The sequence below is a fragment of the Kitasatospora sp. NPDC085879 genome (genome assembly GCF_040686255.1).
Taxonomy (GTDB): domain Bacteria; phylum Actinomycetota; class Actinomycetes; order Streptomycetales; family Streptomycetaceae; genus Kitasatospora.
Genome location: NZ_JBFBJZ010000025.1, coordinates 60,291 through 80,444, shown reverse-complemented (window position 1 = coordinate 80,444; position 20,154 = coordinate 60,291). Strand labels below are relative to the sequence as shown.

Sequence of the window (20,154 nt, the reverse complement as noted above, 5' to 3'; positions counted from 1 at the left end):
GTGCGCCCCGGCCCCCGCCGGGGAGCCGTGCCGCAGGGGGTGCCCTGCCCTCGTACAACCGACGGCCCGGGCACTCCCGGGCCACCGCACCTCTACTCGGAGTCACTTCCCGCTGGGGCCACCGAATATGCATCCGGAGCCGCTCCAACCGGGGCGGACGTGCCGAGCACGGCGCGCGCCTTGAGAATCGCGCGCCCGCTGCCGTTCGTCAAGGCCCCCACCGGAGTGCGGACCTCGCCTGCCTCATCGTCCGCCGCCCCGGGAGCGTTACAGATCCCGTGGTGAGGAGCGCCCGCGACGACAGTGATCACCCTACCGGCCGCCACCGACAGTGGCCGAGGGCACAGCGGGCGGGCTCTGTGCAGGAATGCGAAAAGGCCGGGCCGGCCACCCGTGTGGGTGGCCGGCCCGGCCTCCTGCCCCCTCAGAGGGGGCGGAAAGTCACTTGACGGTGACCTTGGCGCCCGCGCCCTCGAGCTGGGCCTTGGCCTTCTCGGCGGCCTCCTTGTTGACCTTCTCGAGAACCTTGGCACCGGCGGTGTCGACGAGGTCCTTGGCCTCCTTCAGGCCGAGGGAGGTCAGGGCGCGCACCTCCTTGATGACCTGGATCTTCTTGTCGCCCGCGCCGTCGAGGATGACGTCGAACTCGTCCTGCTCCTCGACAGCGGCCTCGGCGCCACCGACACCGCCGGCAACGGCGGCCACGGCGACCGGGGCGGCAGCGGTGACGTCGAACTTGTCCTCGAACGCCTTCACGAACTCGGAGAGCTCGATGAGGGTCATCTCCTCGAACTGCGCGAGCAGCTCGTCCTGGGTCAGCTTCGCCATGATGTGGCGTCCTTCCACTAAATCGGCAGGTGGTGCCGGATGTACGGGATGGCGGGCGTACTACGGGCCCGCTAGAGGGCGGGAGTGATTACTCCGCGTCCTCGGCGGGAGCCGGCGTACCGGCACCGCCCTGCTCGACCTTGTCGCGGAGCGCGTCCACAGTGCGGACGAGCTTCGACGGCAGGGCCTGGAAGACCGCGGCAGCCTGGGAGGGCTTGGCCTTCAGGGCACCCGCGAGCTTGGCGAGCAGCACCTCGCGGGACTCGAGGTCCGCGAGCTTCTTGATCTCATCGGCGGACAGCGCCTTGCCGTCAAGGACACCGCCCTTGATGATGAGAGCGGGGTTCTCCTTGGCGAAGTCACGCAGAGCCTTCGCCGACTCCACCGGGTCACCGGTGACGAAGGCGACAGCCGTCGGACCAGCGAACAGGTCGTCCAGCTCGGAGATCCCGGCCTCATTGGCCGCGATCTTGGTCAGCGTGTTCTTCACCACGGCGTACTCGGCGTTCTCACCCAGCGAGCGACGCAGGGTCTTGACCTGCTTCACCGTGAGACCGCGGTACTCGGTCAGCAGCGCCGCGGAGGAGCCACGGAACTTGTCCGTGATCTCGGCGACGGCAGCAGCCTTGTCGGGCCTTGCCATAGGCGTACGCCTCCTTCCGTGATGTCGAAGTCGGGCCGACCTTGGAGCAGTCGACCATTCAACGCCTCGACACACCGGCTGGAAGGAAACCTCAGCAAAAACGATGAGAGCCCCGGTGCGCAGGCGCACGGGGCTCTGAAAGACCTCGACGTCCATCGCGACGAATCACGGTGGGCGGAAGTCCAAGCTCCAAACACTCCTGCGCGGGCTGCCTGCGACGAATCGCAGATCCTTCGGCCGCCTTACCTCCAGAGGAAGCAGGACGACAACCAGCGGTCTTCGGCAGCCACCACCGTACTGGACACCCGGCGCATCGACCAAATTCGGGCAGCGGCCGCGGCACGCTACAGCGGCGGAAGGCTCCGGCCGCCCGCGTCGGCGGTGTCGGACTCGGCCGGCGCCTGCACCGAGAGCGGGCCGGCGAACTCCTCGAAGCGCAGGGTGTCCGAGACCCGCTCGGCCGCTCCGGAGCCGGTGCGCTGCAGTTGGACGGGCTGGTCGCGGTCGTTCAGCCACAGGTCGAGGGTGATCACCCCGCCGTCGCCGAGCGCGGCGCGCAGGGTGGCCCGCCGGGCGGGCGGGAGCTGGGCCTGGGCGTCGGCGTAGTCCGCGACCGTGGTGGTCACCCGGTAGTGCTCGACGGCGGTGTCGTCGATCTCCTCCTCGCCGAGGCGCTCCGGCGCGGCGGCGGCCGCGGCGGCGGTCAGCGCCACCACCGGGTTCAGCCGGTCGACGGTGTCGGCGTACGGCACGGCCCGCTGGCCGTCGGTGCCGACCGCGCCGGTGAACTTCTCCCAGTGCCGGCCGCCGAGCCGGGCGGCGGTGGCGGCGTCCCCGCCGCGGTAGGCGGTGGTGTCCAGCACGACGACCTCCTCGGTGGTGCCGGGCCGCTTGAGCTGGAGCACCGTCTTGGGCGCCCAGAACAGCAGGCCGGCGACCGTGTCCGAGCCGAGGTTGCCGCTGAAGCGGGCCCGCCGGGCGCTGTGCATCGCCAGCTGGGCGGAGAGCAGCACGCCGTGCGGGGAGCGGTCGGTCGGGGTGGCCAGCGCGGTCGGGGCCGCGGAGGCGCTCGGCGAGGCCGTCGGGGCGCCGCCGGAGCCGCTGCCGCACGCGGTCAGCACCGCGGTCAGTGCCGCGGCGGCCGCCGTCCGGCGCAGCCTGCGTGCCGCCATCCCCGTCTCCCCTCCTGCGTCCCGTTCCGCCGTTCGCTGGCCTTTACCCTGCCATGCCCGCCGCCGGGCCGTCCGGCCGCCCCTGGAAGGCGCCGCGGCCGGGGCCGCGAACGGCCGACGGGCCCGCACCCCCGGTAAGAGGGGTGCGGGCCCGTCGGTTGCGGACTGCGCGGTGCGCCCAGGACGCGGCTGCTATCGGAGCACGGTGGCTCAGACGGCGGCCGGGTCCTCCTCGACGAGGAGGTTGCGGGTGCGGTTCGGGTCCACCTGGATGCCGGGGCCCATGGTGGTCGAGAACGCGATCTTCTTGATGTAGCGGCCCTTGGCGGCGGCCGGCTTGGCCCGGAGGACCTCCTCGAGCGCGGCGCCGTAGTTCTCGACCAGCTGCTCGTCGGTGAAGGAGGCCTTACCGATGATCAGGTGCAGGTTCGAGTGCTTGTCGACGCGGAACTCGATCTTGCCGCCCTTGATGTCGTTCACGGCCTTGACGACGTCGGGGGTGACGGTGCCGGTCTTCGGGTTCGGCATCAGGCCACGGGGGCCGAGCACGCGGCCGAGGCGGCCGACCTTGCCCATGAGGTCCGGGGTGGCGACGACGGCGTCGAAGTCCAGACGACCCTTGGCGACCTCGTCGATGAGCTCGTCGGAGCCGACGATGTCGGCGCCGGCAGCACGCGCGGCCTCGGCACGGTCACCGGTCGCGAAGACCAGGACCCGAGCGGTCTTACCGGTGCCGTGCGGGAGGATCACGGTGCTGCGGACCATCTGGTCGGCCTTGCGCGGGTCGACACCCAGGCGCATGGCGATCTCGACGGTCGCGTCGAACTTGGTGGTGGACGTCTCGCGGGCGAGGCGGACGGCCTCGAGCGGGGCGTAGATGCGGCTGCGGTCGACCTTGGCGTCCGCGGCCTTGAGAGCCTTGCTGCGCTTCACTGCGTCTCCTGAAAGTGAGGGAGTTCGTGGGGGAACGGGCCGCGCTCGGCCCTACCACGGGGAACGACGGGGCTGATCAGCCCTCGACGGTGATGCCCATCGACCGGGCGGTGCCGGCGATGATCTTCGCCGCGGCGTCCAGGTCGTTGGCGTTCAGGTCGGGGAGCTTCACGGTGGCGATCTCGCGGACCTGGGCGCCGGTGAGCTTGGCGACCTTGGTCTTGTGCGGCTCGCTGGAGCCCTTGTCGATGCCGGCGGCCTTCAGGATGAGGCGCGCGGCCGGCGGCGTCTTCGTGATGAAGGTGAAGGAGCGGTCCTCGTAGACCGTGATCTCCACCGGCACGATCATGCCGCGCTGCGACTCGGTCGCAGCGTTGTAGGCCTTGCAGAACTCCATGATGTTGACGCCGTGCTGGCCCAGCGCGGGGCCGACCGGCGGGGCCGGGTTGGCCGCACCGGCGTTGATCTGGAGCTTGATGAGCCCCGTGACCTTCTTCTTCTTGGGAGGCATTTCTCTCCGGGTCCTTCCGAGAGGCGATTGCTGGTGCGTGCATCAGCCGGGGCGACACCCGGCCGCCAACACACACATCGGACCAGGCTAACCGCTGAGGGTGCCCGGGACCAAAACGGCGTGGGGGGGGGGGGGGGGGGCCGGCCCCCCCCCCCCCCCCCGCCGACGTGCGGTGTCAGTTCTTCTGGATCTGGTCGAACGACAGCTCGACCGGGGTCTCGCGGCCGAAGATCTCGACGAGGCCCTTGACCTTCTTCGAGTCCGGGTTGATCTCGTTGATGGTCGCCTGCAGGGTCGCGAACGGGCCGTCGGTGACGGTGACCGAGTCGCCGACCTCGAAGTCGAGCACCTGGACCTCGACCGGGCGGATCGGCGAGGCCTTGCCGGCCTCCTTGGCCGCGGCGCGCTCGACGTCCGGCGCGAGCATCTTGACGACCTCGTCCAGCGTCAGCGGGTACGGGTCGTAGGCGTTGCCGACGAAGCCGGTGACACCCGGGGTGTTGCGGACGACGCCCCAGGACTCGGCGTCCAGCTCCATGCGGACCAGGACGTAGCCGGGGAGCTTGTTCTGACGGATGGTCTTGCGGTCGCCGTTCTTGATCTGGACGACCTCTTCCTGCGGCACGGCCGACTCGAAGATGCGGTCCTCGACGTTCAGCGAGACGGAGCGCTGCTCCAGGTTCTGCTTCACGCGGTTCTCGTAGCCGGCGTAGGTGTGGATCACGTACCACTCGCCCGGCGCGATGCGGAGCTTCTCGCGGAACTCGGCGACCGGGTCGCTCTCCTCCGCCTCGGCGGCGAACTCCTCCTCGGCGGCGGCCTCGGTGTCGGCGGCGGCCTCGGTGTCGGAGACCTCGGCGTCGGAGACCTCGTGCAGCGCGGCGGCCTCGGCCGGCTCGCCCGCCTCCACCTCGTCCGCAGCCTCGACCTCGTCCTCGTCGGCGTCCACGGCGTCGAGGATCTGCTCCGCAGCCTCGGCGTCGGCGGCCTCCGCCGCGACATCCGCGTCGCGGACGGTCTCGTCGGCGTCGTACAGGGGGGACTCAGACACGGGCGCTGCTTCTTTCCTGGGATGTGTAACGGATACCTCAACAGTACCGAGTCAACGGTAGCTGGCCCGCCCGGTCGGCGCCGAAAGCCCGAGCCGGTCTCCCGTCCCGGAGCGGGGCGGGGGTGCGGCGGGGGTTGCGGCGGACGGGTCGGGCGGTGTCCTGACAGGGCGCGCACCGGCCGCTCGGGCCGGTGGCGTCCGCGGAGGAAAGCCGCGCCGGGCGGTCGCGGGTCAGCCGAAGACGAGCAGGCTGAGCTTGGCGAAGGCGGTGTCCAGGCCGTAGACCAGGAGCATGATCGTGACGACGAAGACGACGACCACGGTGGTGTACTGGATCAGCTCGCCACGGCTCGGCCAGACGACCTTGCGGAGCTCGGCGATGATCTGCCGGTAGAAGACCGCGATGCGTGCGAAGAGGCCCTTCTTGGCCCGCTTGCCCGACTTCCGGTCGCCGCCCTGTGCCTTGCGGGCGCGCTTGCGGTCGCGGCGGGAGAGCGCCTTGTCGTCGCCGTCAGTCGTGGCGGCAGCGCCGTCGGCACCCTCGGGGTTGCCGCTCTCAGGCGTTGCGGTGGAGCCCGTGGTCTCCGTCACTCGTCCTCACCTGAATCCGGGTCCTGCCGAGAGCGCACCCGGTGTGGGCGCGCCGATCCGGCGAAGTGCATTGCTGACGGGGCCCTCTCCGCATCAAGCCCGCTCGCTCTGTGGAGCGAACGGGCTCGGTACGAAAAAAGCAGCAGGGCACGAGGGACTCGAACCCCCAACCGCCGGTTTTGGAGACCGGTGCTCTACCAATTGAGCTAGTGCCCTACGGTGCCTCGCGGCCCCGGAGTGGACCCCAACCTACCGCATTCGGATCGGTGCGTGGTGTACGCATCGGCGTTGCGGTCCGCGGGGCCCATCGGTGGTCGAGCATACGGGTTCCGAAGCGTTTGGTCGAACCTCATTTCCCGGCGGTTCCCCGACGGCCCCTGTCGGCGGGCCTGCGACGACACAGTCGAGGACACATCGTGGGACGGCCGGTACGCATGCTGGAACCGTCCTGCCCGGGCGGTGCGCACTCTGCGACGATGCAGGCATGAGCGCTTCCACCCCCGCCAACGTCCGTCCTGCCGACCGCCGGGTGTCCGCCCGGATCGGCGCCATCGCGGAGTCCGCCACCCTCGCCGTGGACGCCAAGGCCAAGGCCCTCAAGGCGGCCGGCCGCCCCGTCATCGGCTTCGGCGCGGGCGAGCCCGACTTCCCGACCCCGGGCTACATAGTCGACGCCGCCGTCGCCGCCTGCCAGGACCCGAAGAACCACCGCTACACCCCGGCCGGAGGCCTGCCCGAGCTCAGGGCCGCGATCGCCGCCAAGACGCTGCGCGACTCCGGGTACGAGGTGGACGCCTCCCAGGTGCTCGTCACCAACGGCGGCAAGCAGGCCATCTACGAGGCCTTCGCCGCGATCCTCGACCCGGGCGACGAGGTCGTCGTGCCGGCCCCGTACTGGACCACCTACCCGGAGTCGATCCAGCTCGCGGGCGGCGTGGCGGTCGAGGTCGTCACCGACGAGACCACCGGCTACAAGGTCTCGGTCGAGCAGCTGGAGGCGGCCCGCACCGAGAACACCAAGGTGGTGCTGTTCGTCTCGCCGTCCAACCCGACCGGCGCGGTGTACACCCGCGAGGAGGCCGAGGCGATCGGCCGCTGGGCGCTGGAGCACGGCCTGTGGGTGCTCACCGACGAGATCTACGAGCACCTGGTCTACGGGCGCGCCGAGTTCACCTCGCTGCCGGCCCTGCTGCCCGAGCTGCGCGACAAGTGCATCGTCGTCAACGGCGTGGCCAAGACCTACGCGATGACCGGCTGGCGGGTGGGCTGGCTGATCGGCCCGCAGGACGTCGTGAAGGCCGCCACCAACCTGCAGTCGCACGCCACCTCCAACGTCTCCAACGTGGCGCAGGTGGCCGCGCTGGCCGCCGTCTCCGGCGACCTGTCGGCCGTGGACGAGATGAAGACCGCCTTCGACCGCCGCCGCCGCACCATCGTGAAGATGCTCAACGAGATCGACGGCGTGCTCTGCCCCGAGCCCGAGGGCGCGTTCTACGTGTACCCGTCGGTGAAGGGGCTGCTGGGCAAGGAGATCCGCGGCAAGCGGCCGGCGAGCTCCGCCGAGCTCGCCGCGCTGGTCCTGGACGAGGCCGAGGTCGCGGTCGTCCCCGGCGAGGCCTTCGGCACCCCCGGCTACCTGCGGCTCTCGTACGCGCTCGGCGACGCCGACCTGGTCGAGGGCGTGACCCGGATCCAGCGGCTGCTGGCCGAGGCCCGCGCCTGACGCACGCCCGACCGCATGCTCCGTGCGGCACCGCCCCCTGACACCTCGTTGAAACTCATTCTTTCGAGCGATGTTCAGGGGGCGGTTCCCGTTCGCCTCCGGAATACGGCAGGATCGGTGGATGGATCGCCTTTCTGCCCCGCGTGACGTCACCGCCCTGCCCAAGGCCCACCTCCACCTGCACTTCACCGGGTCGATGCGCCCGGCCACGCTGCTGGAGCTGGCGGACAAGCACGGGGTGCGGCTGCCGGAGGCGCTGAGCTCGGGCGAGCCGCCGCGACTGCGGGCGACCGACGAGCGTGGCTGGTTCCGCTTCCAGCGGCTGTACGACACCGCCCGCTCGGTGCTGCGCGACGAGTCCGACATCCGCCGGCTGGTCCGGGAGACCGCGGAGGACGAGCGGCGGGACGGCTCCCGCTGGCTGGAGATCCAGGTCGACCCGACCTCGTACGCGCCGCGGCTGGGCGGGCTGATCCCCGCCCTGGAGCTGATCCTGGACGCGGTGCGGGAGGCCTCCGCGGCCACCGGGGTGGGCATGCGGGTGGTGGTCGCCGCCAACCGGATGAAGTCCCCGATGGACGCGCGCACCCTGGCCCGGCTGGCCGTCCGCTACACCGACAGCGGCGTGGTCGGCTTCGGCCTCTCCAACGACGAGCGGCGCGGCCTCGCCCGGGACTTCGACCGTGCCTTCGAGATCGCCCGCAACGGCGGGCTGCTGGCGGCGCCGCACGGCGGCGAGCTGGCCGGCCCGGAGTCCGTCCGCGACTGCCTGGACGACCTGGGCGCCGGCCGGATCGGGCACGGGGTGCGCTCCGCCGAGGACGGCCGGCTGCTGGAGCGCCTCGCCGCGCGCGGGGTCACCTGCGAGGTGTGCCCCTCCTCCAACGTGTCGCTGGGCGTCTACGAGCGGGCCGAGGACGTGCCGCTGCGCACCCTCTTCGAGGCGGGGGTGCCGATGGCCCTGGGCGCGGACGACCCGCTGCTCTTCGGCTCGCGGCTGGCCGCCCAGTACGACCTCGTGCGCGAGGTGCACGGCTTCAACGACGCCGAACTCGCCGAGCTGGCCCGGCAGTCGGTGCGCGGCTCGGTGGCGCCGGAGTCCGTCCGCAAGGAGCTGCTGGCCGACATCGACGGCTGGCTGGCCACCCCGCCGGGCCCGTCCGGGCTAGAGGGCGACGCCGATCATCACCGGCTCGTTCACCAGCTCCACGCCGAAGGCGGCGCGGACGCCGTCGCGGACCTCGCGGGCCAGCGCCAGTAGGTCCGCGGTGGTGGCCGAGCCGCGGTTGGTGAGGGCCAGGGTGTGCTTGGTGGAGAGGGTGGCCGGGCCGGTGCCGTAGCCCTTGGTGAAGCCGGCCTTGTCGATCAGCCAGGCGGCGGAGGTCTTGGTGCAGCCGTCCGGGGCGGGGTAGGCGGGGGCGGCCAGGCCGTCGAGCCGGGCGGTGAAGGCCGCGTACTGCTCGGCGGTGAGCACCGGGTTGGTGAAGAAGGAGCCGGCCGACCAGGTGTCGTGGTCCTCGGCGTCCAGCACCATGCCCTTGCCGGCCCGCAGCTTGAGCACGGTGTCGGCGGCGGTGACGAGGTCGACCCGCTCCCCCGCCGCGACGCCCAGGGTCCGGGCGACCTCGGCGTACTTGACCGGGGAGGACTGCCCGGCGGCGTCCTCCAGGGCGAAGCGCACCCGCAGGACGACGTAGCGGGCCGGGTCGGCCTTGAAGCGGCTGTGCCGGTAGGAGAAGCCGCACTCCTCGTTGGTGAGGACGACCGTCTCGCCGGCCCGCCGGTCGTAGGCGACGACCTCGGTGACGGTCTCGGCGACCTCCTGGCCGTAGGCGCCGACGTTCTGCACCGGGGTGGCGCCGGCCGAGCCGGGGATGCCGGACAGGAACTCGATACCGGCCAGGCCGGCCTCGACGGTACGGGCGACGACCTCGGTCCAGACCTCGCCGGCGGCGAGCTCCAGGCGGGTGCCGTCCAGGTCGAAGCCCCGGGTGGCGACCCGCAGCACGGTGCCTTCGAAGCCCGCGTCGCCGATCACCAGGTTGGAGCCGCCGCCGAGGACGAGCAGCGGCTCGCCGGCCGCATCGGCCTCGCGGACGGCCGCGACGACGTCCTCGTCGGTGGTGGCCGTGACGAGCCGGCGGGCGGGACCGCCGAGCCGGAGCGTGGTCAGCGGGGCGAGCGGGGCGTTCTGGAGTACCTGCACGCCCACCACGGTATACGGGACGGCCGCCGTGCCGGTGCCGGTGCCCGCGCTTCCCGGGCGGACACTGATAGTGGAGACGTATGCTATCCATATTGGTCCGCGACCCGCCCGGACGGACCGCCCCGACCTCCAACAGACGGGACGCCATGCGCATCGGAGAGCTGAGCCGCCGGACCGGGGTGCCGGTCCCGACCATCAAGTACTACCTGCGGGAGGGCCTGCTGCCCGGTGGCGAGCTCACCAGCCCCAACCAGGCGCAGTACGGCGAGGCCCATGTGCACCGGCTGAAGCTGGTGCGGGCGATGGTCGACGTCGGCAAGCTCCCGGTGGCCGCCACCCGGGACGTGCTTCAGGCGATCGACGAGCCCGGCAACAGCCTGCACGCGGTGCTGGGCGTCGCCTCGGCCGCCGTCACCCCCTCGGTGACCGCGGCCGACCCGGAGGCCTGGGAGAGCGCGGAGAAGCTGGTCACGGAGCTGGTGGAGCGGCACGGCTGGCAGGTGAAGCCGGGCAATCCGGCCCGGCAGGCGCTGGCCCAGCTGGTGGTGACCTTCCGCGACCTCGGCCAGGACGACCTGCTGGACATCTTCGACGACTACGCGGTCGCCGCCGAGCGGCTCTCCGTCGCGGAGCTGGCACTGATCGGCCGGCGCGAGGGTCTGGACAGCAAGGTGGAGGGGGCGGTGCTCGGCACCGTCCTCGGCGACGCGCTGATCGGGGCGATGCGCCGGCTGGCGCAGGCGGACGCCTCGCACCGCGCCTTCGAGGCGCCCGGGGCCGACCGCGGCTGACCGTCGACCGACTGCGCGGACCGCGCGGACCGGTGCCGAAGGCCCCCGGGAGCTCCCGGGGGCCTTCGGCGCGTGTGGGGCCGGTCAGGCGCTGGCCGGCGCGGGCTCGTCCTCGGGGACGGTCTCCAGGGGCTGCACGGCCGGGCGGGGCGGGCGCGGGATGAACAGGGCGCAGACACCGCCGAACACCACGACCGCGACGCCGACCCAGACCGCCGGGTGCAGGCCCTTGACGAACTCCTGGGCGTTCGCCGGACCGCCGTACTCCAGGAAGACGGTGCTGAGCACGGCGATGCCGAGCGCGCCGCCGATCTCGCGGACGGTGGTGTTGGCGCCGGAGGCCTTGCCGCGGTGCTCGGGGCCGACCGCGCCGAGCACCACGGCCGCGGTCGGGGCGATCGCGAAGCCCATGCCGGCGCCGGCCAGCAGCATGGCGCCGACCAGCCGGGAGTAAGGGGTGTCGTCGGTCGCGGCCAGGTTGATCCAGGCGAGGCCGGCGGCCTGCAGGAAGAGGCCGAGCGCCATCAGCCGTCCGCCGCCCACCTTGTCGGTGAGGGCACCGGCCACCGGCGCGATGAACATCGGCATCAGCGTCCAGGCCAGCGTGAGCACGCCGGCGTGCAGCGGGGTGCGGTAGGGCGCGACCTGCAGGTACTGGGAGAGGAAGAAGATCGAGCCGAAGACACCGAAGTACATCGAGGCCGAGACGATGTTGGTCAGGGTGAAGGCGCGGATCCGGTAGAAGCCGAGCGGGAGCAGGGGGTGCTCGACCCGGCGCTCCCAGAGCACGAAGGCGGCCAGCAGGACGACGGCGGCGGCGAAGGCGCCGAGGATGCGTGCGGAGGCCCAGCCGTCCTCGCTGCCGTTGACGATGGCCCAGACGAGGGCGAGCAGGCCGGCCGAGGCGAGGAGCATGCCGGCCAGGTCGAGGGCGGCGCGCTCGCCGCGGCTCTCCTTGAGCACCTTGAGCACGAGCGGCACGGCGATCAGGCCGACCGGCACGTTGATCCAGAAGATCCACTCCCAGGCGAGGCCGTCGACGACGGCGCCGCCGACCACCGGGCCGAGCGCGATGGCGAGGCCGCTGACCGCGCCCCACAGGCCGAGGGCGAGGCTGCGCAGCCGCTCGGGGACGGCGTGCGAGAGCAGGGTGAGCGAGAGCGGCATGACGGCCGCGGCGCCGAAGCCCTGGACGGTGCGGGCGGTGATGAGTTCGGCGCTGGTGTCGGCGAGGCCGCAGGCGATCGAGGCGAGCGTGAAGATCGTGATGCCGAGGACGAAGATCTTCCGGCGGCCGAAGCGGTCGCCGAGCGCGGCGCCGATCAGCAGCAGGCAGGAGAAGCTGAGCACGTAGGCGTTGACGAACCACTGGAGGTCGCGGGTGTCGGCCTTGAGGTCGACGGCCAGGGTGTGCAGAGCGGTGGAGACCACCAGGTTGTCGAGCGCGACCATGAACATCGGCACGCTGCAGGCGACGATCGACAGCCAGAGCGGAACGGTGCGGCCGCCGCCGGGGTGGTCCCCGGCCGGGACGGACGCCAATCCAGTCGAGGACATGGCAGCTATCTCCTTCGGTCGTGGTGCGAGGGGGCCCGCGGGGCGGAGGACCGGGGCGGGGGCTGCGGCGGGGCGTGCGCGGGCGGCCCGCCGGGGAGCGCTCGGTACCGCACTCCCCGGGGGCCGGCCGGCCGGTCGGGTCAGCTCGCGGCGGCGTCGGCCTGCTGCTGCTCGGCGAGCCGGCGCTTGGCGTCGGGCCAGGTGATCGGGAGCTCCTCCACCGGCACCTCCCAGAAGGTGAAGGTGGAGTCGGCCATGGTCGGGCGCAGCGAGGTCATGATCGAGTAGTGCGGCTCGGCCTTGGCGTAGGTGTAGAGCGCCTCCCTGGTCTCCCAGGCGGAGAGGGTCCAGAAGGTGCGCTTGAGCGGCTGGGCGATGAGCGAGGCCCCGAGGGCGCCGGGCGCGGTGCGGACCTGCCGCCAGGCGGCCAGCGACTTCCAGAAGAAGCGCGGGACGTCGGCGAGCGAGCGGACCTCCAGGCGGGAGGCCATGACCAGGGCCCGGGTCTGCGGCCGAGCAGGGTTGGGGGTGGTCCAGGGGAGCGTAGGCATGGGGTCAGCCTTCCTCGGCCGCCGTTCGGCGAACCCCCGCACGGAGGTCCGCCGAAACCGATAGTGGAACCTTGCGCTATCCACTATAGAGAGTGGCGCTTTCCAATGCCAGCTTTTTCCGGGAGTGGCGCCGGGGCGTCAGCGGCCGAGCTCCCGCAGCAGCTGCTCCGCCGCCTCCAGGCCGGAGGAGAACGCCGCCTCGTGCGAGCCGATCTGGTCCCAGTGCAGCTGCTTGGAGTGGAAGTACGAGCCGGCGAGCTTGATCCGGGTGCCCTCGTTCACCCGGTAGATGGTCTTCTGCAGGGTGCGCAGGTCCAGGTCGATCACCGGGTGCTCGTAGTGCAGTTCGCGGATCACCGACTCCTCCCGCACCGGCAGCGGGCAGTCCAGGGTGACGAAGTAGTCCTGCGCCGAGTCGAAGCCGTGCAGCCGGTTCATGAAGTAGGCGACGTACGGGCGGACCTCGCCGTCCACGGCGACCTTGCCGTAGTTCCAGTTGTCCCAGCGGGAGCGGTCGGCGGGCATCACCGAGGGGTCGGTGTGCAGCACCGCGACGGAGGAGTTGTAGCGGACTTTCGCCAGCGTCTCGCGCTGCACCGCGCTCGGCTCGGTGAGGAGTTCACGGGCCTGGTCGCCGTGGGCGGCGACCACCGCGTGGTCGAAGCGCTCTGCGCCGGAGGCGGTGGTGACGGTGACCCCGTCCGGCTGCTCGGTGACCGCGAGGACCCGCTCGCCGAGCCGCAGCTTGGGGTCGATCGCGGCCAGCGCCGCGCGCACGTAGCGGATCGAACCGCCCTCCACCGTCTGCCAGTCGACCCGCTGCCCGCCCAGGCCGCCCTCGTCGTGCGCCATGAAGAAGGCGATCACCGTGGTGGCCGGCATCTCCCAGATCAGCTCCGCGGGCACCGACCAGACGGCGGTGCACAGCAGGATGACGTAGCCGTACCGGAACTCGGCGCTGTAGCCGCCGCGGTCGAGGTACTCCCCCAGCGGCAGGTCGGTGCGCTTGCGCAGGAAGTCCTTGCGGCCCTCCTGGTGGAAGCGGCGCGCCTCGCGCCAGATGGTGCGGAACTCCACCGGGTAGCGGGCCAGCACCTCCTCCTCGGGCAGCGCCATCTCGGCGGTGCCGTACTGGAGTCCGCTGTCCAGGTCGAAGAAGTTGAAGCCGCCCTCGTGCCGGCGGGTGGCGACCCCCAGCTCGTCGAAGAACCGGCTGAGGTTGGGGTAGCTGGGCTTGTTGAAGACGACGAAGGCGGTGTCGATGCCGAGCACCCGCCCGTCGTCCTCGACCTCGACGGTGTTGGCGTGCCCGCCGGGGCGGCCGTCCTGCTCGAAGAGGGTGATCTCGGCGTGCTCGCGGAGCCGGTACGCGGCGGACAGGCCGGCCACGCCGGCGCCGACGACCGCGACCCGGGGCTTGGCGGTTGCAGACATGAGGGGTCCTTAGCTGGTCAGGGGGCGATCAGGGTGCGGTGGATGCGGCCGCCCCGGCCGTCCTGCACGGCGGCGGCGAGGACGAATCCCGGTGCGGGGTGGATCAGTTCGAAGTGCCAGCCGGCGTTCTCGGCGGCCGTCGCGGCCGGGTCGGTGAGCCGGATCGGCCGCTCGGCCGGCGGGGTGAAGGAGAAGCCGCCGAGCTCCCGGCGCAGCCCGGTGCCGACCGCCTTGAGGTACGCCTCCTTGAGCACCCAGTAGGCGGCGACCCGGGCCGGCCGCTCGGCCGCGGGGGCGCCGTCCACGGCGGCCCGCTCGGCGGGGGCGAACCAGCGGGGCAGGTGGCGGACGGCGTCCGCGCCGGCCGCGGCGGGCTCCACGTCCACCCCGCAGCTGCGGCCGGCCGTCACCAGGCAGGCGACCATGCCGTCGGTGTGCGAGAGGTTGAACCGCAGGCCGCCGGCGGCCGGTTCGGGCTCCGGGCGGCCGTCCGGACCGGTGCGCACCCGCCAGCCGCCGAGCGGGCGGCCGGAGCGGGCGCTCAGCGCGTACCGGGCGAGCACCCGGCCGCCGAGGAAGCGCCGCCGGGCGCCCTCGCCGCGCAGCCGGGCCAGCTGCGCCCGCTCCTCGGGGCCGAGCAGCGCCGCTCCACCGTGCCGGTCGGCGAAGGCGTCGGCGGCGGTCTCCGGGAGCAGCCAGAGGTGGCCGTCACGCGCGGGCATCACGCCTCCGGCCGCGGTGCGCCGGGGGCTCCGGGACGGTGCCGAGGACGCCCATGCCGACGAGCTGCTTGAGCCATTCGGACATCTCCCAGCGCAGCCGCTCCCGGCACGGAGGGCAGACCTTGAGGTCGGGGTCGAGGCGGTCCGGTCGGCCGCCGCGGTGGCAGGACGGGCAGAGCGCTCGGGCGCCCGGGTTCCGTGGCACGGGCCGCTCCTTCCGGTGCGGTGTCGGGGGTGATCGGGGTGGCCGGAATCGTGTGGATCACTGCGTGCCGGGGACGGGCGCGGTGCGCTCGGCCAGCCGGAACTGCCAGTGCGAGAACAGCCGGTTGCCGCGGTGGAGGCGGCGCAGCACGGCCGTCACCTCGTCCACGTCGGCGGCGTCGGTGACCGCCTCGTGCGGGTACCAGTGCCGGCGCAGCCGCTCCAGCTGGAGCAGCAGCAGGGCGCCGCTGGGCAGCGGGTCCTCCAGGGCGTCGGCGGAGTGGATGTGGGTGTGCACGCAGGCGGCGACGGCGTGCAGCAAGCAGTACTCCTTGGCGAGGTCGAAGAGTTCGGCGGACTGGCCGTAGTCGCGGCCGAGTCGGGCCTTCAGGCTGCGGCTGCGTTCGCGCAAGGCGGGGGCGCGGCCGAGGAGTTCGGCGGCGGTGCCGGCGGCGCGCTCCAGGCGGTCGCGCTCCTCGCCCCCGGCGTCGGCGGCGAGGCGGCGCAGGGCGGCCAGCGAGGCGGGCGCGGCGAGCAGGGCGTCGTCCTTGCCGCGGCTGAACAGCTCCTGGTCCCAGGGGCGGTAGAGCGGCAGTGGCCGGTCCATGCCGTAGAGGGTGCGGACGTGCTCCTCGGCCTCGGTGACGGCGCCGGCGGGCGGCTCGACGGCGGCGGCGAGCAGTCCGTCCAGCTGCAGGGCGAGGTTCTTGAGGTTGACCACGGTGTTGCCGTCGGCGAAGTTGGCCACCAGCAGGTCGCGGAGCATCTTCTGGTGGATGCCGAAGTGCGGCTCGGCGCGGAGGTAGAAACGGGCGCCCAGCACCACGTTGAGCTGGGACATGGTGCGTTCCAGCATGGTCGGCACCAGGTACTTGGCGACGGACGACCAGACGCTGGCCTGCTCCGGGACGAGCTGCAGGCTGCGGACGGCGCCGAGGCTGACCGCGTCGGCGACCATCAGGTCGGCGAAGCACTCGGCCAACTGCCGCCGGGAGTACGGGATGTCGGTCACCGTGCGGCCGAAGATCACCCGGTGCTCGGTGAAGTCGAGGGTGCCCCGCAGCGCGGTGTCCACGGCGGAGAGCGCGATGGAGCCGATCAGGGTGCGGGCGACCTGCGAGGTCTGCAGGGCGATCTCCAGGCCGGCGCCCTCCGCGCCGAGCCGGGCGGAGTCGGGGACGAAGACCCCGTCCGTCCGGATGCCGCTCATGTCGATGGCGCGCAGGCCGTGCAGCCGCTCGTTGGGCAGTTCCTCGACGGAGCCGGCCGGGGTGCGGCGCTTCTCCAGCAGCAGGATCGAGTACCCGGCGGGGCCGCCGGACTCCTTGGTGCGGGCGAAGACGGTGAGGCCGTCGGCGATGCGGGCGTTGCCGATCAGCCACTTCTCGCCGGTGAGCAGGTAGCCGCCGTCCACCTTCTCGGCGCGCATCTCGTTGCCGAGCACGTCGCTGCCGTGGTTGCGCTCGGACAGGCCCCAGGCGTAGCGGCTGCCCTGCTTCATGGCGTCGACCAGGTACTGCTTCTGCTCGTCGGTGCCGGCGATCCAGGCGGGCAGGAAGGCCAGGCTGGTGATGATCAGGGCGGTGGCGGTGGTGGGGTCGCGGCGGGCGATGAGGCGCAGCAGGTTGAAGCCGGTCTCCACGTCGCCGGCGCGGCCGCCCTGGGCGGCGGGGATGTTGTACTCGTGGACGCCCCAGCGCTGCAGCAGGTTGACGAAGGGGTAGGGGTACTCCTCGCGCTCGTCGTGGTCGAGGATCCGCTGGTACGGCATGCGGCTCGCCGGGTCGTGCGGATCGCCCAGGTGGGCCTCCAGCTCGGCGGCGAGCTTGTCGAGTTCCGGCTTCGGCACCGGTCTCCTCCGGTCGTGTGGGTGCAGGGGCTCGTCAGGCCAGCGGGACGGGGACGGCCGAGAACATCCGGTGCTCCCCGTGCAGGGCGAGCACGGTGTCGAGGGCGGGCGCGAGCGGCTCGGCGCCGCGGCGCGGGTCGGTGCCGTCGGCGCGGGCCAGCAGGTAGGCGAGGCAGGCGCCGACCCAGCCGGCCGAGCCGGGCGGCTGCCCGTACAGCGGCAGGTGGCGGCTCGCCCACCAGAGCTGGAGGCAGCAGGCGGCGGAGTGCAGCCAGGCGAAGCGTTCGGCGAGGTCGACGAGGCCGAGTCCGGTGCCGGCCTGCTCGGTCTCCTTGGGCAGGGCCCGCAGGGCGTCGTGCAGCCGTCCGGCGAGGACGGCCGCCGCCGGGGAGCCGGTCTCGGCGAGGGCCGCGGCGGCCGGTCCGGCGATCGCGGCCAGGGTGCCGGTGGGCAGGTCGCGGCCGCGGGCGTTGAGGTCGAGCCGGGCCGGGTCGTAGGGCGGCAGCGGCTCGTCCAGGGCGAAGACGGTCGCGGCGTCCTCGGGCGGGCCGGCGGGCGCCTGCGCGAGGGCGGGCAGTTGGCCGGTGAAGGAGCGCAGGTTGGCGAGGGTGCTGGTGTCGACGACCCGGACGAGGGCGGCGTCCCGCTGGAGTTTCTGGAAGATGCCGCCGCCGGGTCCTTCGGTGCGCAGCACCGAGCGGGTGGCGAGGGTGGCGCCGCAGCGGGCGATCGCGTCCTCGACGGCCTCGGCGACCACGTGCTTGGCGGCGCACCCCCAGACGCTGAACTGTTCGGGGGCGAGGTGGATGCCGCGGGCGGCGCTCAGCGCGACCGCGTCGGCGGCGAGCAGCGCGGCCGCGGCGATCGCCGACTCGCGCCGCTGGTAGGGGGTGTCGAGGAGCCGACTGCGGCCGGTGCGGCGGTCCGCGGCGAATCCGAGGGTGAGCCGCAGGGCGGTGTCGGCGCAGCCGAGGCTGCCGGCGGTGGACATCAGCCGGACCACCTGCTGGGCCTTGACGGCGGCCTCCAGGGCCTCGCCGGGCCGGCCGACGACGCGGCCTCCGGCGACGGGGAGTCCGTCGAACCGCAGGTGGGCGAAGTCGATGCCGCGCATGCCGCCGGTGGGCACGGCCGGGCCGCGGTCGAGCTCCGGCCCGGCGGCGGCGAGGTCGAGCAGGACGGCGGTGAAGGCGCCGGGGCCGCGCTCGCCGGTGCGGGCGACCACGTAGGCGGCCTCGCAGCGCTGCCCGAGGCCGACCATCCACTTCTCGCCGGTGAGCCGCAGTCCCGGCCCGTCCGGGTCGCGTTCGAGGCGGGCGGTGTTGGCGAGCAGGTCGCTGCCGTGCCCGGCCTCGGACAGGGCGAAGGCCACCGCGCCGCCGCCGCGCAGGAGTTCGGCGACCTCCTGCTGCTGGGCGGGTGAGCCGTGCAGCAGGACGCAGGTGGCGGCGGTGATGGAGAACATGGTGGCCGGCATGGCGTTGAGGTCGCGCCGGGCGGCCGCGCGGACGAGCAGCAGGCTGCGGTCGAAGGAGCTGAAGGTGCCGCCCCAGTCGGCGGGCAGGTAGTCGAGGTGGAAGCCGGCGGCGCGCAGGGCGGCGGCCAGCTCCTCGGGGTAGGCCCCCGCCTCGTCGCGGCGGACGGCGGCGGCGAAGCCGTTCGGGTTGGCCGGGTCCTCGGCGGGGCCGAGCACCTGCTCCAGCCGTGCGGCGGCGGAGCCGAGTCCGTCGAGCGGGCCGGTCATCTGGCGCCCTCCAGGGTGGTGACCGCGGACTCCAGCGGCACCGGCCGGTAGTCGGCTGCGGCAGCCGGGATGTGCACGCCGGCGGTGCGCAGCTGGGCGATCCGGGTGTGGAAGGCGGCGCCGCGCATCAGGTGGTGGGCGACCTCGGCGACCCGCCGGTTGCCGGGGGCCTTGAGGTAGCTGGCGGTCACCCAGTCGTTGAAGCTGCCCATCGCCGGGCCGCACCAGATCTGGTAGTCGAGGGTTCGGTCGGGGTCGCCGGTGACGGCCCAGCGGGAGGACATCCCGAGGTACCAACGGAAGACCAGGGCCATCCGGCGCTTGGGGTTGCCGGCGGCGCGGGCCAGCTGCTCGGGGTCGCGGCGTTCGAAGTAGCCGACGCACTCCTGCCAGACGTCGGCGAGCGGGCGGCGGAAGACCTGGGCCTCCAGGCGGGCGCGCTCGGCCTCGGGCAGCGACTCCAGTCCGTCGTACGCCTGGTAGAGCTCGTAGAGCTTCTTGGCGCGCATCGGGAAGAGCGTGCCCTTCTTCAGCACCTGGAGCTCGACGCCGAGTTCGAACATGTCGGCGGCGGGTGCCATCTCGCAGTCGGCGATGCCGGCCTCGGCGAGCAGCGCCCTGGTGGCCTTGGACGCCCCGGACTCGACGCAGGACTGGTTGACCGAGCCGGTGACGACGTACGCGGCGCCCATCGCGAAGGCGGCGGCCACCGCGGCCGGCGTACCGAGCCCGCCGGCCGCGCCGACCCGGACGGGCGCCGGGTAGCGGTGTTCGCGCTGCACGGCGTCCCGCAGCCGCAGGATGCTGGGCAGCAGGGCGGGCAGCGGCCGCCGGTCGGTGTGGCCGCCGGAGTCGGCCTCGACGGTGATGTCGTCGGCCATCGGCACGTACTTGGCCAGGTCGGCCTGGAGCGCGGTGATCAGGCCCTGCTCCAGCAGCGCGCTGACGGCGGCGGCCGGGGCCGGGCGCATGAAGCGCTCGGCGGTCTCGGTGCGGGAGATCTTGGCGATCACCCGGTGGTCGGCGACCGGCCGGCCGTCCGGGCCGCGGCGCAGCCCGGCCAGCCGGTAGCGGACGATGTGCGGGCTGAGCGCCATGAAGGCGGAGGCCTCGACGCAGCGCACGCCGTGCCGCAGGAACAGCTCGACGGCCTCCCGCTCCAGCCGTTCCTCGCTGGGGCTGTGGATCAGGTTGACGGCGTACGGCAGGCCGGGGATCTCGGCGGCGAACCGGGCGAGCGCCTTCTCGATGCTCTCCGGCAGCAGGCCGGCGGCGCCGAAGGACCCGAGGAAGCCCTGCCGGGCGAGGGCGATCACCAGGTCGGCGGAGGCGATGCCGCCGGCCATCGCCCCGGCCAGGTACGGCTGCCGGACGCCGTGCGCGGCGAGGAAGGCGGCCGAGCCGAGGCGCTGTGGGGGCAGCGGCGCGGCGGCGGCGAGCAGCGGCAGGCCGCCGGCGCGGCCCCCGGAGGGCACGGCGCGGCCGCCGGCGGCGGCGCCGATGCCCTGCGGGGTGCGCACGACGAAGCAGGGGTGTTCCAGGTCGGCGAGGGCCTGGTAGATCCCGGCCGGGTCGGTGCTCGGGTACTGCTCGCCCTGCCAGAGCAGTGGGGTCTGGGGGTGGTTCATGGTGGGTTCCGTCTCC

At 73.1% G+C, this 20,154-nt stretch carries 19 protein-coding genes and 1 tRNA gene; 3 read left to right on the top strand and 17 right to left on the bottom strand.

From position 1 onward, the window contains the following. Nucleotides 1-441: 441 nt before the first annotated feature. The 8 genes from rplL to AB0P35_RS20445 form a co-directional block, all read right to left on the bottom strand. Nucleotides 442-828: a 50S ribosomal protein L7/L12 gene (rplL, locus tag AB0P35_RS20480; RefSeq protein WP_095874415.1), complete on the bottom strand. Its 387-nt coding sequence runs from the start codon at nt 826-828 to the stop codon at nt 442-444. 88 nt (nt 829-916) lie between these two features. Further along, a complete protein-coding gene (rplJ, locus tag AB0P35_RS20475; RefSeq protein WP_095874414.1) occupies nt 917-1,471 on the bottom strand; it encodes a 50S ribosomal protein L10 in 555 nt (184 codons plus the stop codon). Between the two features lie 344 nt (nt 1,472-1,815). Beyond that, on the bottom strand, nt 1,816-2,643 hold the full coding sequence (locus tag AB0P35_RS20470) for a hypothetical protein (protein WP_363512409.1): 828 nt from the start codon (nt 2,641-2,643) through the stop codon (nt 1,816-1,818). A gap of 210 nt (nt 2,644-2,853) precedes the next feature. Then, entirely contained in the window at nt 2,854-3,576 is a 723-nt protein-coding gene (gene rplA / locus AB0P35_RS20465; protein WP_095874412.1) for a 50S ribosomal protein L1, read from the bottom strand. A gap of 76 nt (nt 3,577-3,652) precedes the next feature. After that, complete coding sequence (gene rplK / locus AB0P35_RS20460; protein WP_095874411.1) at nt 3,653-4,087, bottom strand: 50S ribosomal protein L11; 435 nt, start codon at nt 4,085-4,087, stop codon at nt 3,653-3,655. Nucleotides 4,088-4,262: 175 nt separating this feature from the next. Continuing rightward, the gene (gene nusG / locus AB0P35_RS20455) at nt 4,263-5,048 is read right to left on the bottom strand and encodes a transcription termination/antitermination protein NusG (protein WP_363512453.1); all 786 of its coding nucleotides are present in this window, start codon (nt 5,046-5,048) and stop codon (nt 4,263-4,265) included. A 321-nt stretch (nt 5,049-5,369) separates the two neighbouring features. Then, the gene (secE, locus tag AB0P35_RS20450; RefSeq protein ID WP_095874409.1) at nt 5,370-5,729 is read right to left on the bottom strand and encodes a preprotein translocase subunit SecE; all 360 of its coding nucleotides are present in this window, start codon (nt 5,727-5,729) and stop codon (nt 5,370-5,372) included. 143 nt (nt 5,730-5,872) lie between these two features. Further along, a tRNA-Trp gene (locus AB0P35_RS20445) sits at nt 5,873-5,945 on the bottom strand. Nucleotides 5,946-6,213: 268 nt separating this feature from the next. Here AB0P35_RS20445 and AB0P35_RS20440 point away from each other — a divergent pair. Both AB0P35_RS20440 and AB0P35_RS20435 read left to right on the top strand, forming a co-directional pair. After that, complete coding sequence (locus tag AB0P35_RS20440; RefSeq protein WP_363512406.1) at nt 6,214-7,452, top strand: pyridoxal phosphate-dependent aminotransferase; 1,239 nt, start codon at nt 6,214-6,216, stop codon at nt 7,450-7,452. Nucleotides 7,453-7,573: 121 nt separating this feature from the next. Next, nucleotides 7,574-8,713: an adenosine deaminase gene (locus tag AB0P35_RS20435; RefSeq protein ID WP_363512404.1), complete on the top strand. Its 1,140-nt coding sequence runs from the start codon at nt 7,574-7,576 to the stop codon at nt 8,711-8,713. Here AB0P35_RS20435 and AB0P35_RS20430 read toward each other — a convergent pair. Next, nucleotides 8,618-9,658, bottom strand: coding sequence for a UDP-N-acetylmuramate dehydrogenase (locus AB0P35_RS20430; protein ID WP_363512402.1), 1,041 nt, complete (start codon nt 9,656-9,658; stop codon nt 8,618-8,620). The two genes, AB0P35_RS20435 and AB0P35_RS20430, sit on opposite strands and share 96 nt — an antisense overlap. An 80-nt stretch (nt 9,659-9,738) precedes the next feature. On the opposite strand from AB0P35_RS20430, the gene AB0P35_RS20425 reads away from it, so the two are divergent. After that, the gene (locus tag AB0P35_RS20425; RefSeq protein ID WP_363512400.1) at nt 9,739-10,449 is read left to right on the top strand and encodes a MerR family transcriptional regulator; all 711 of its coding nucleotides are present in this window, start codon (nt 9,739-9,741) and stop codon (nt 10,447-10,449) included. 84 nt (nt 10,450-10,533) lie between these two features. On the opposite strand, the gene AB0P35_RS20420 is transcribed toward AB0P35_RS20425, so the two are convergent. The 8 genes from AB0P35_RS20420 to AB0P35_RS20385 all read right to left on the bottom strand — a co-directional run bounded on the left by AB0P35_RS20420 (nt 10,534) and on the right by AB0P35_RS20385 (nt 20,138). After that, entirely contained in the window at nt 10,534-12,006 is a 1,473-nt protein-coding gene (locus tag AB0P35_RS20420; protein WP_363512398.1) for an MFS transporter, read from the bottom strand. Between the two features lie 140 nt (nt 12,007-12,146). Next, entirely contained in the window at nt 12,147-12,557 is a 411-nt protein-coding gene (locus AB0P35_RS20415) for a DUF3291 domain-containing protein (protein WP_363512397.1), read from the bottom strand. A gap of 138 nt (nt 12,558-12,695) precedes the next feature. Next, entirely contained in the window at nt 12,696-13,991 is a 1,296-nt protein-coding gene (locus tag AB0P35_RS20410) for an FAD-dependent oxidoreductase (protein WP_363512395.1), read from the bottom strand. 17 nt (nt 13,992-14,008) lie between these two features. Then, nucleotides 14,009-14,713, bottom strand: coding sequence for a 4'-phosphopantetheinyl transferase superfamily protein (locus AB0P35_RS20405; RefSeq protein WP_363512394.1), 705 nt, complete (start codon nt 14,711-14,713; stop codon nt 14,009-14,011). Beyond that, entirely contained in the window at nt 14,700-14,918 is a 219-nt protein-coding gene (locus tag AB0P35_RS20400; protein ID WP_363512392.1) for a hypothetical protein, read from the bottom strand. Before AB0P35_RS20400 ends, AB0P35_RS20405 begins: the two co-directional genes overlap by 14 nt. Nucleotides 14,919-14,975: 57 nt before the next feature. After that, nucleotides 14,976-16,766, bottom strand: coding sequence for an acyl-CoA dehydrogenase family protein (locus tag AB0P35_RS20395; RefSeq protein ID WP_363512391.1), 1,791 nt, complete (start codon nt 16,764-16,766; stop codon nt 14,976-14,978). Between the two features lie 34 nt (nt 16,767-16,800). Then, the gene (locus AB0P35_RS20390) at nt 16,801-18,510 is read right to left on the bottom strand and encodes an acyl-CoA dehydrogenase (protein ID WP_363512389.1); all 1,710 of its coding nucleotides are present in this window, start codon (nt 18,508-18,510) and stop codon (nt 16,801-16,803) included. Beyond that, nucleotides 18,507-20,138, bottom strand: a complete 1,632-nt coding sequence (locus AB0P35_RS20385; RefSeq protein WP_363512388.1) for a PfaD family polyunsaturated fatty acid/polyketide biosynthesis protein — start codon at nt 20,136-20,138, stop codon at nt 18,507-18,509. The genes AB0P35_RS20390 and AB0P35_RS20385 overlap by 4 nt, the downstream gene beginning before the upstream one ends. Between the last annotated feature and the right edge of the window lie 16 nt (nt 20,139-20,154).

What these genes read in the sequence shown, in the direction of transcription:
- rplL (WP_095874415.1), bottom strand. Translation starts at nt 828, where the DNA reads ATGGCGAAGCTGACCCAGGACGAGCTGCTCGCGCAGTTCGAGGAGATG.
- rplJ (WP_095874414.1), bottom strand. Translation starts at nt 1,471, where the DNA reads ATGGCAAGGCCCGACAAGGCTGCTGCCGTCGCCGAGATCACGGACAAG.
- AB0P35_RS20470 (WP_363512409.1), bottom strand. Translation starts at nt 2,643, where the DNA reads ATGGCGGCACGCAGGCTGCGCCGGACGGCGGCCGCCGCGGCACTGACC.
- rplK (WP_095874411.1), bottom strand. Translation starts at nt 4,087, where the DNA reads ATGCCTCCCAAGAAGAAGAAGGTCACGGGGCTCATCAAGCTCCAGATC.
- AB0P35_RS20440 (WP_363512406.1), top strand. Translation starts at nt 6,214, where the DNA reads ATGAGCGCTTCCACCCCCGCCAACGTCCGTCCTGCCGACCGCCGGGTG.
- AB0P35_RS20435 (WP_363512404.1), top strand. Translation starts at nt 7,574, where the DNA reads ATGGATCGCCTTTCTGCCCCGCGTGACGTCACCGCCCTGCCCAAGGCC.
- AB0P35_RS20425 (WP_363512400.1), top strand. Translation starts at nt 9,739, where the DNA reads ATGCTATCCATATTGGTCCGCGACCCGCCCGGACGGACCGCCCCGACC.
- AB0P35_RS20420 (WP_363512398.1), bottom strand. Translation starts at nt 12,006, where the DNA reads ATGTCCTCGACTGGATTGGCGTCCGTCCCGGCCGGGGACCACCCCGGC.
- AB0P35_RS20415 (WP_363512397.1), bottom strand. Translation starts at nt 12,557, where the DNA reads ATGCCTACGCTCCCCTGGACCACCCCCAACCCTGCTCGGCCGCAGACC.
- AB0P35_RS20410 (WP_363512395.1), bottom strand. Translation starts at nt 13,991, where the DNA reads ATGTCTGCAACCGCCAAGCCCCGGGTCGCGGTCGTCGGCGCCGGCGTG.
- AB0P35_RS20405 (WP_363512394.1), bottom strand. Translation starts at nt 14,713, where the DNA reads ATGCCCGCGCGTGACGGCCACCTCTGGCTGCTCCCGGAGACCGCCGCC.
- AB0P35_RS20390 (WP_363512389.1), bottom strand. Translation starts at nt 18,510, where the DNA reads ATGACCGGCCCGCTCGACGGACTCGGCTCCGCCGCCGCACGGCTGGAG.
- AB0P35_RS20385 (WP_363512388.1), bottom strand. Translation starts at nt 20,138, where the DNA reads ATGAACCACCCCCAGACCCCACTGCTCTGGCAGGGCGAGCAGTACCCG.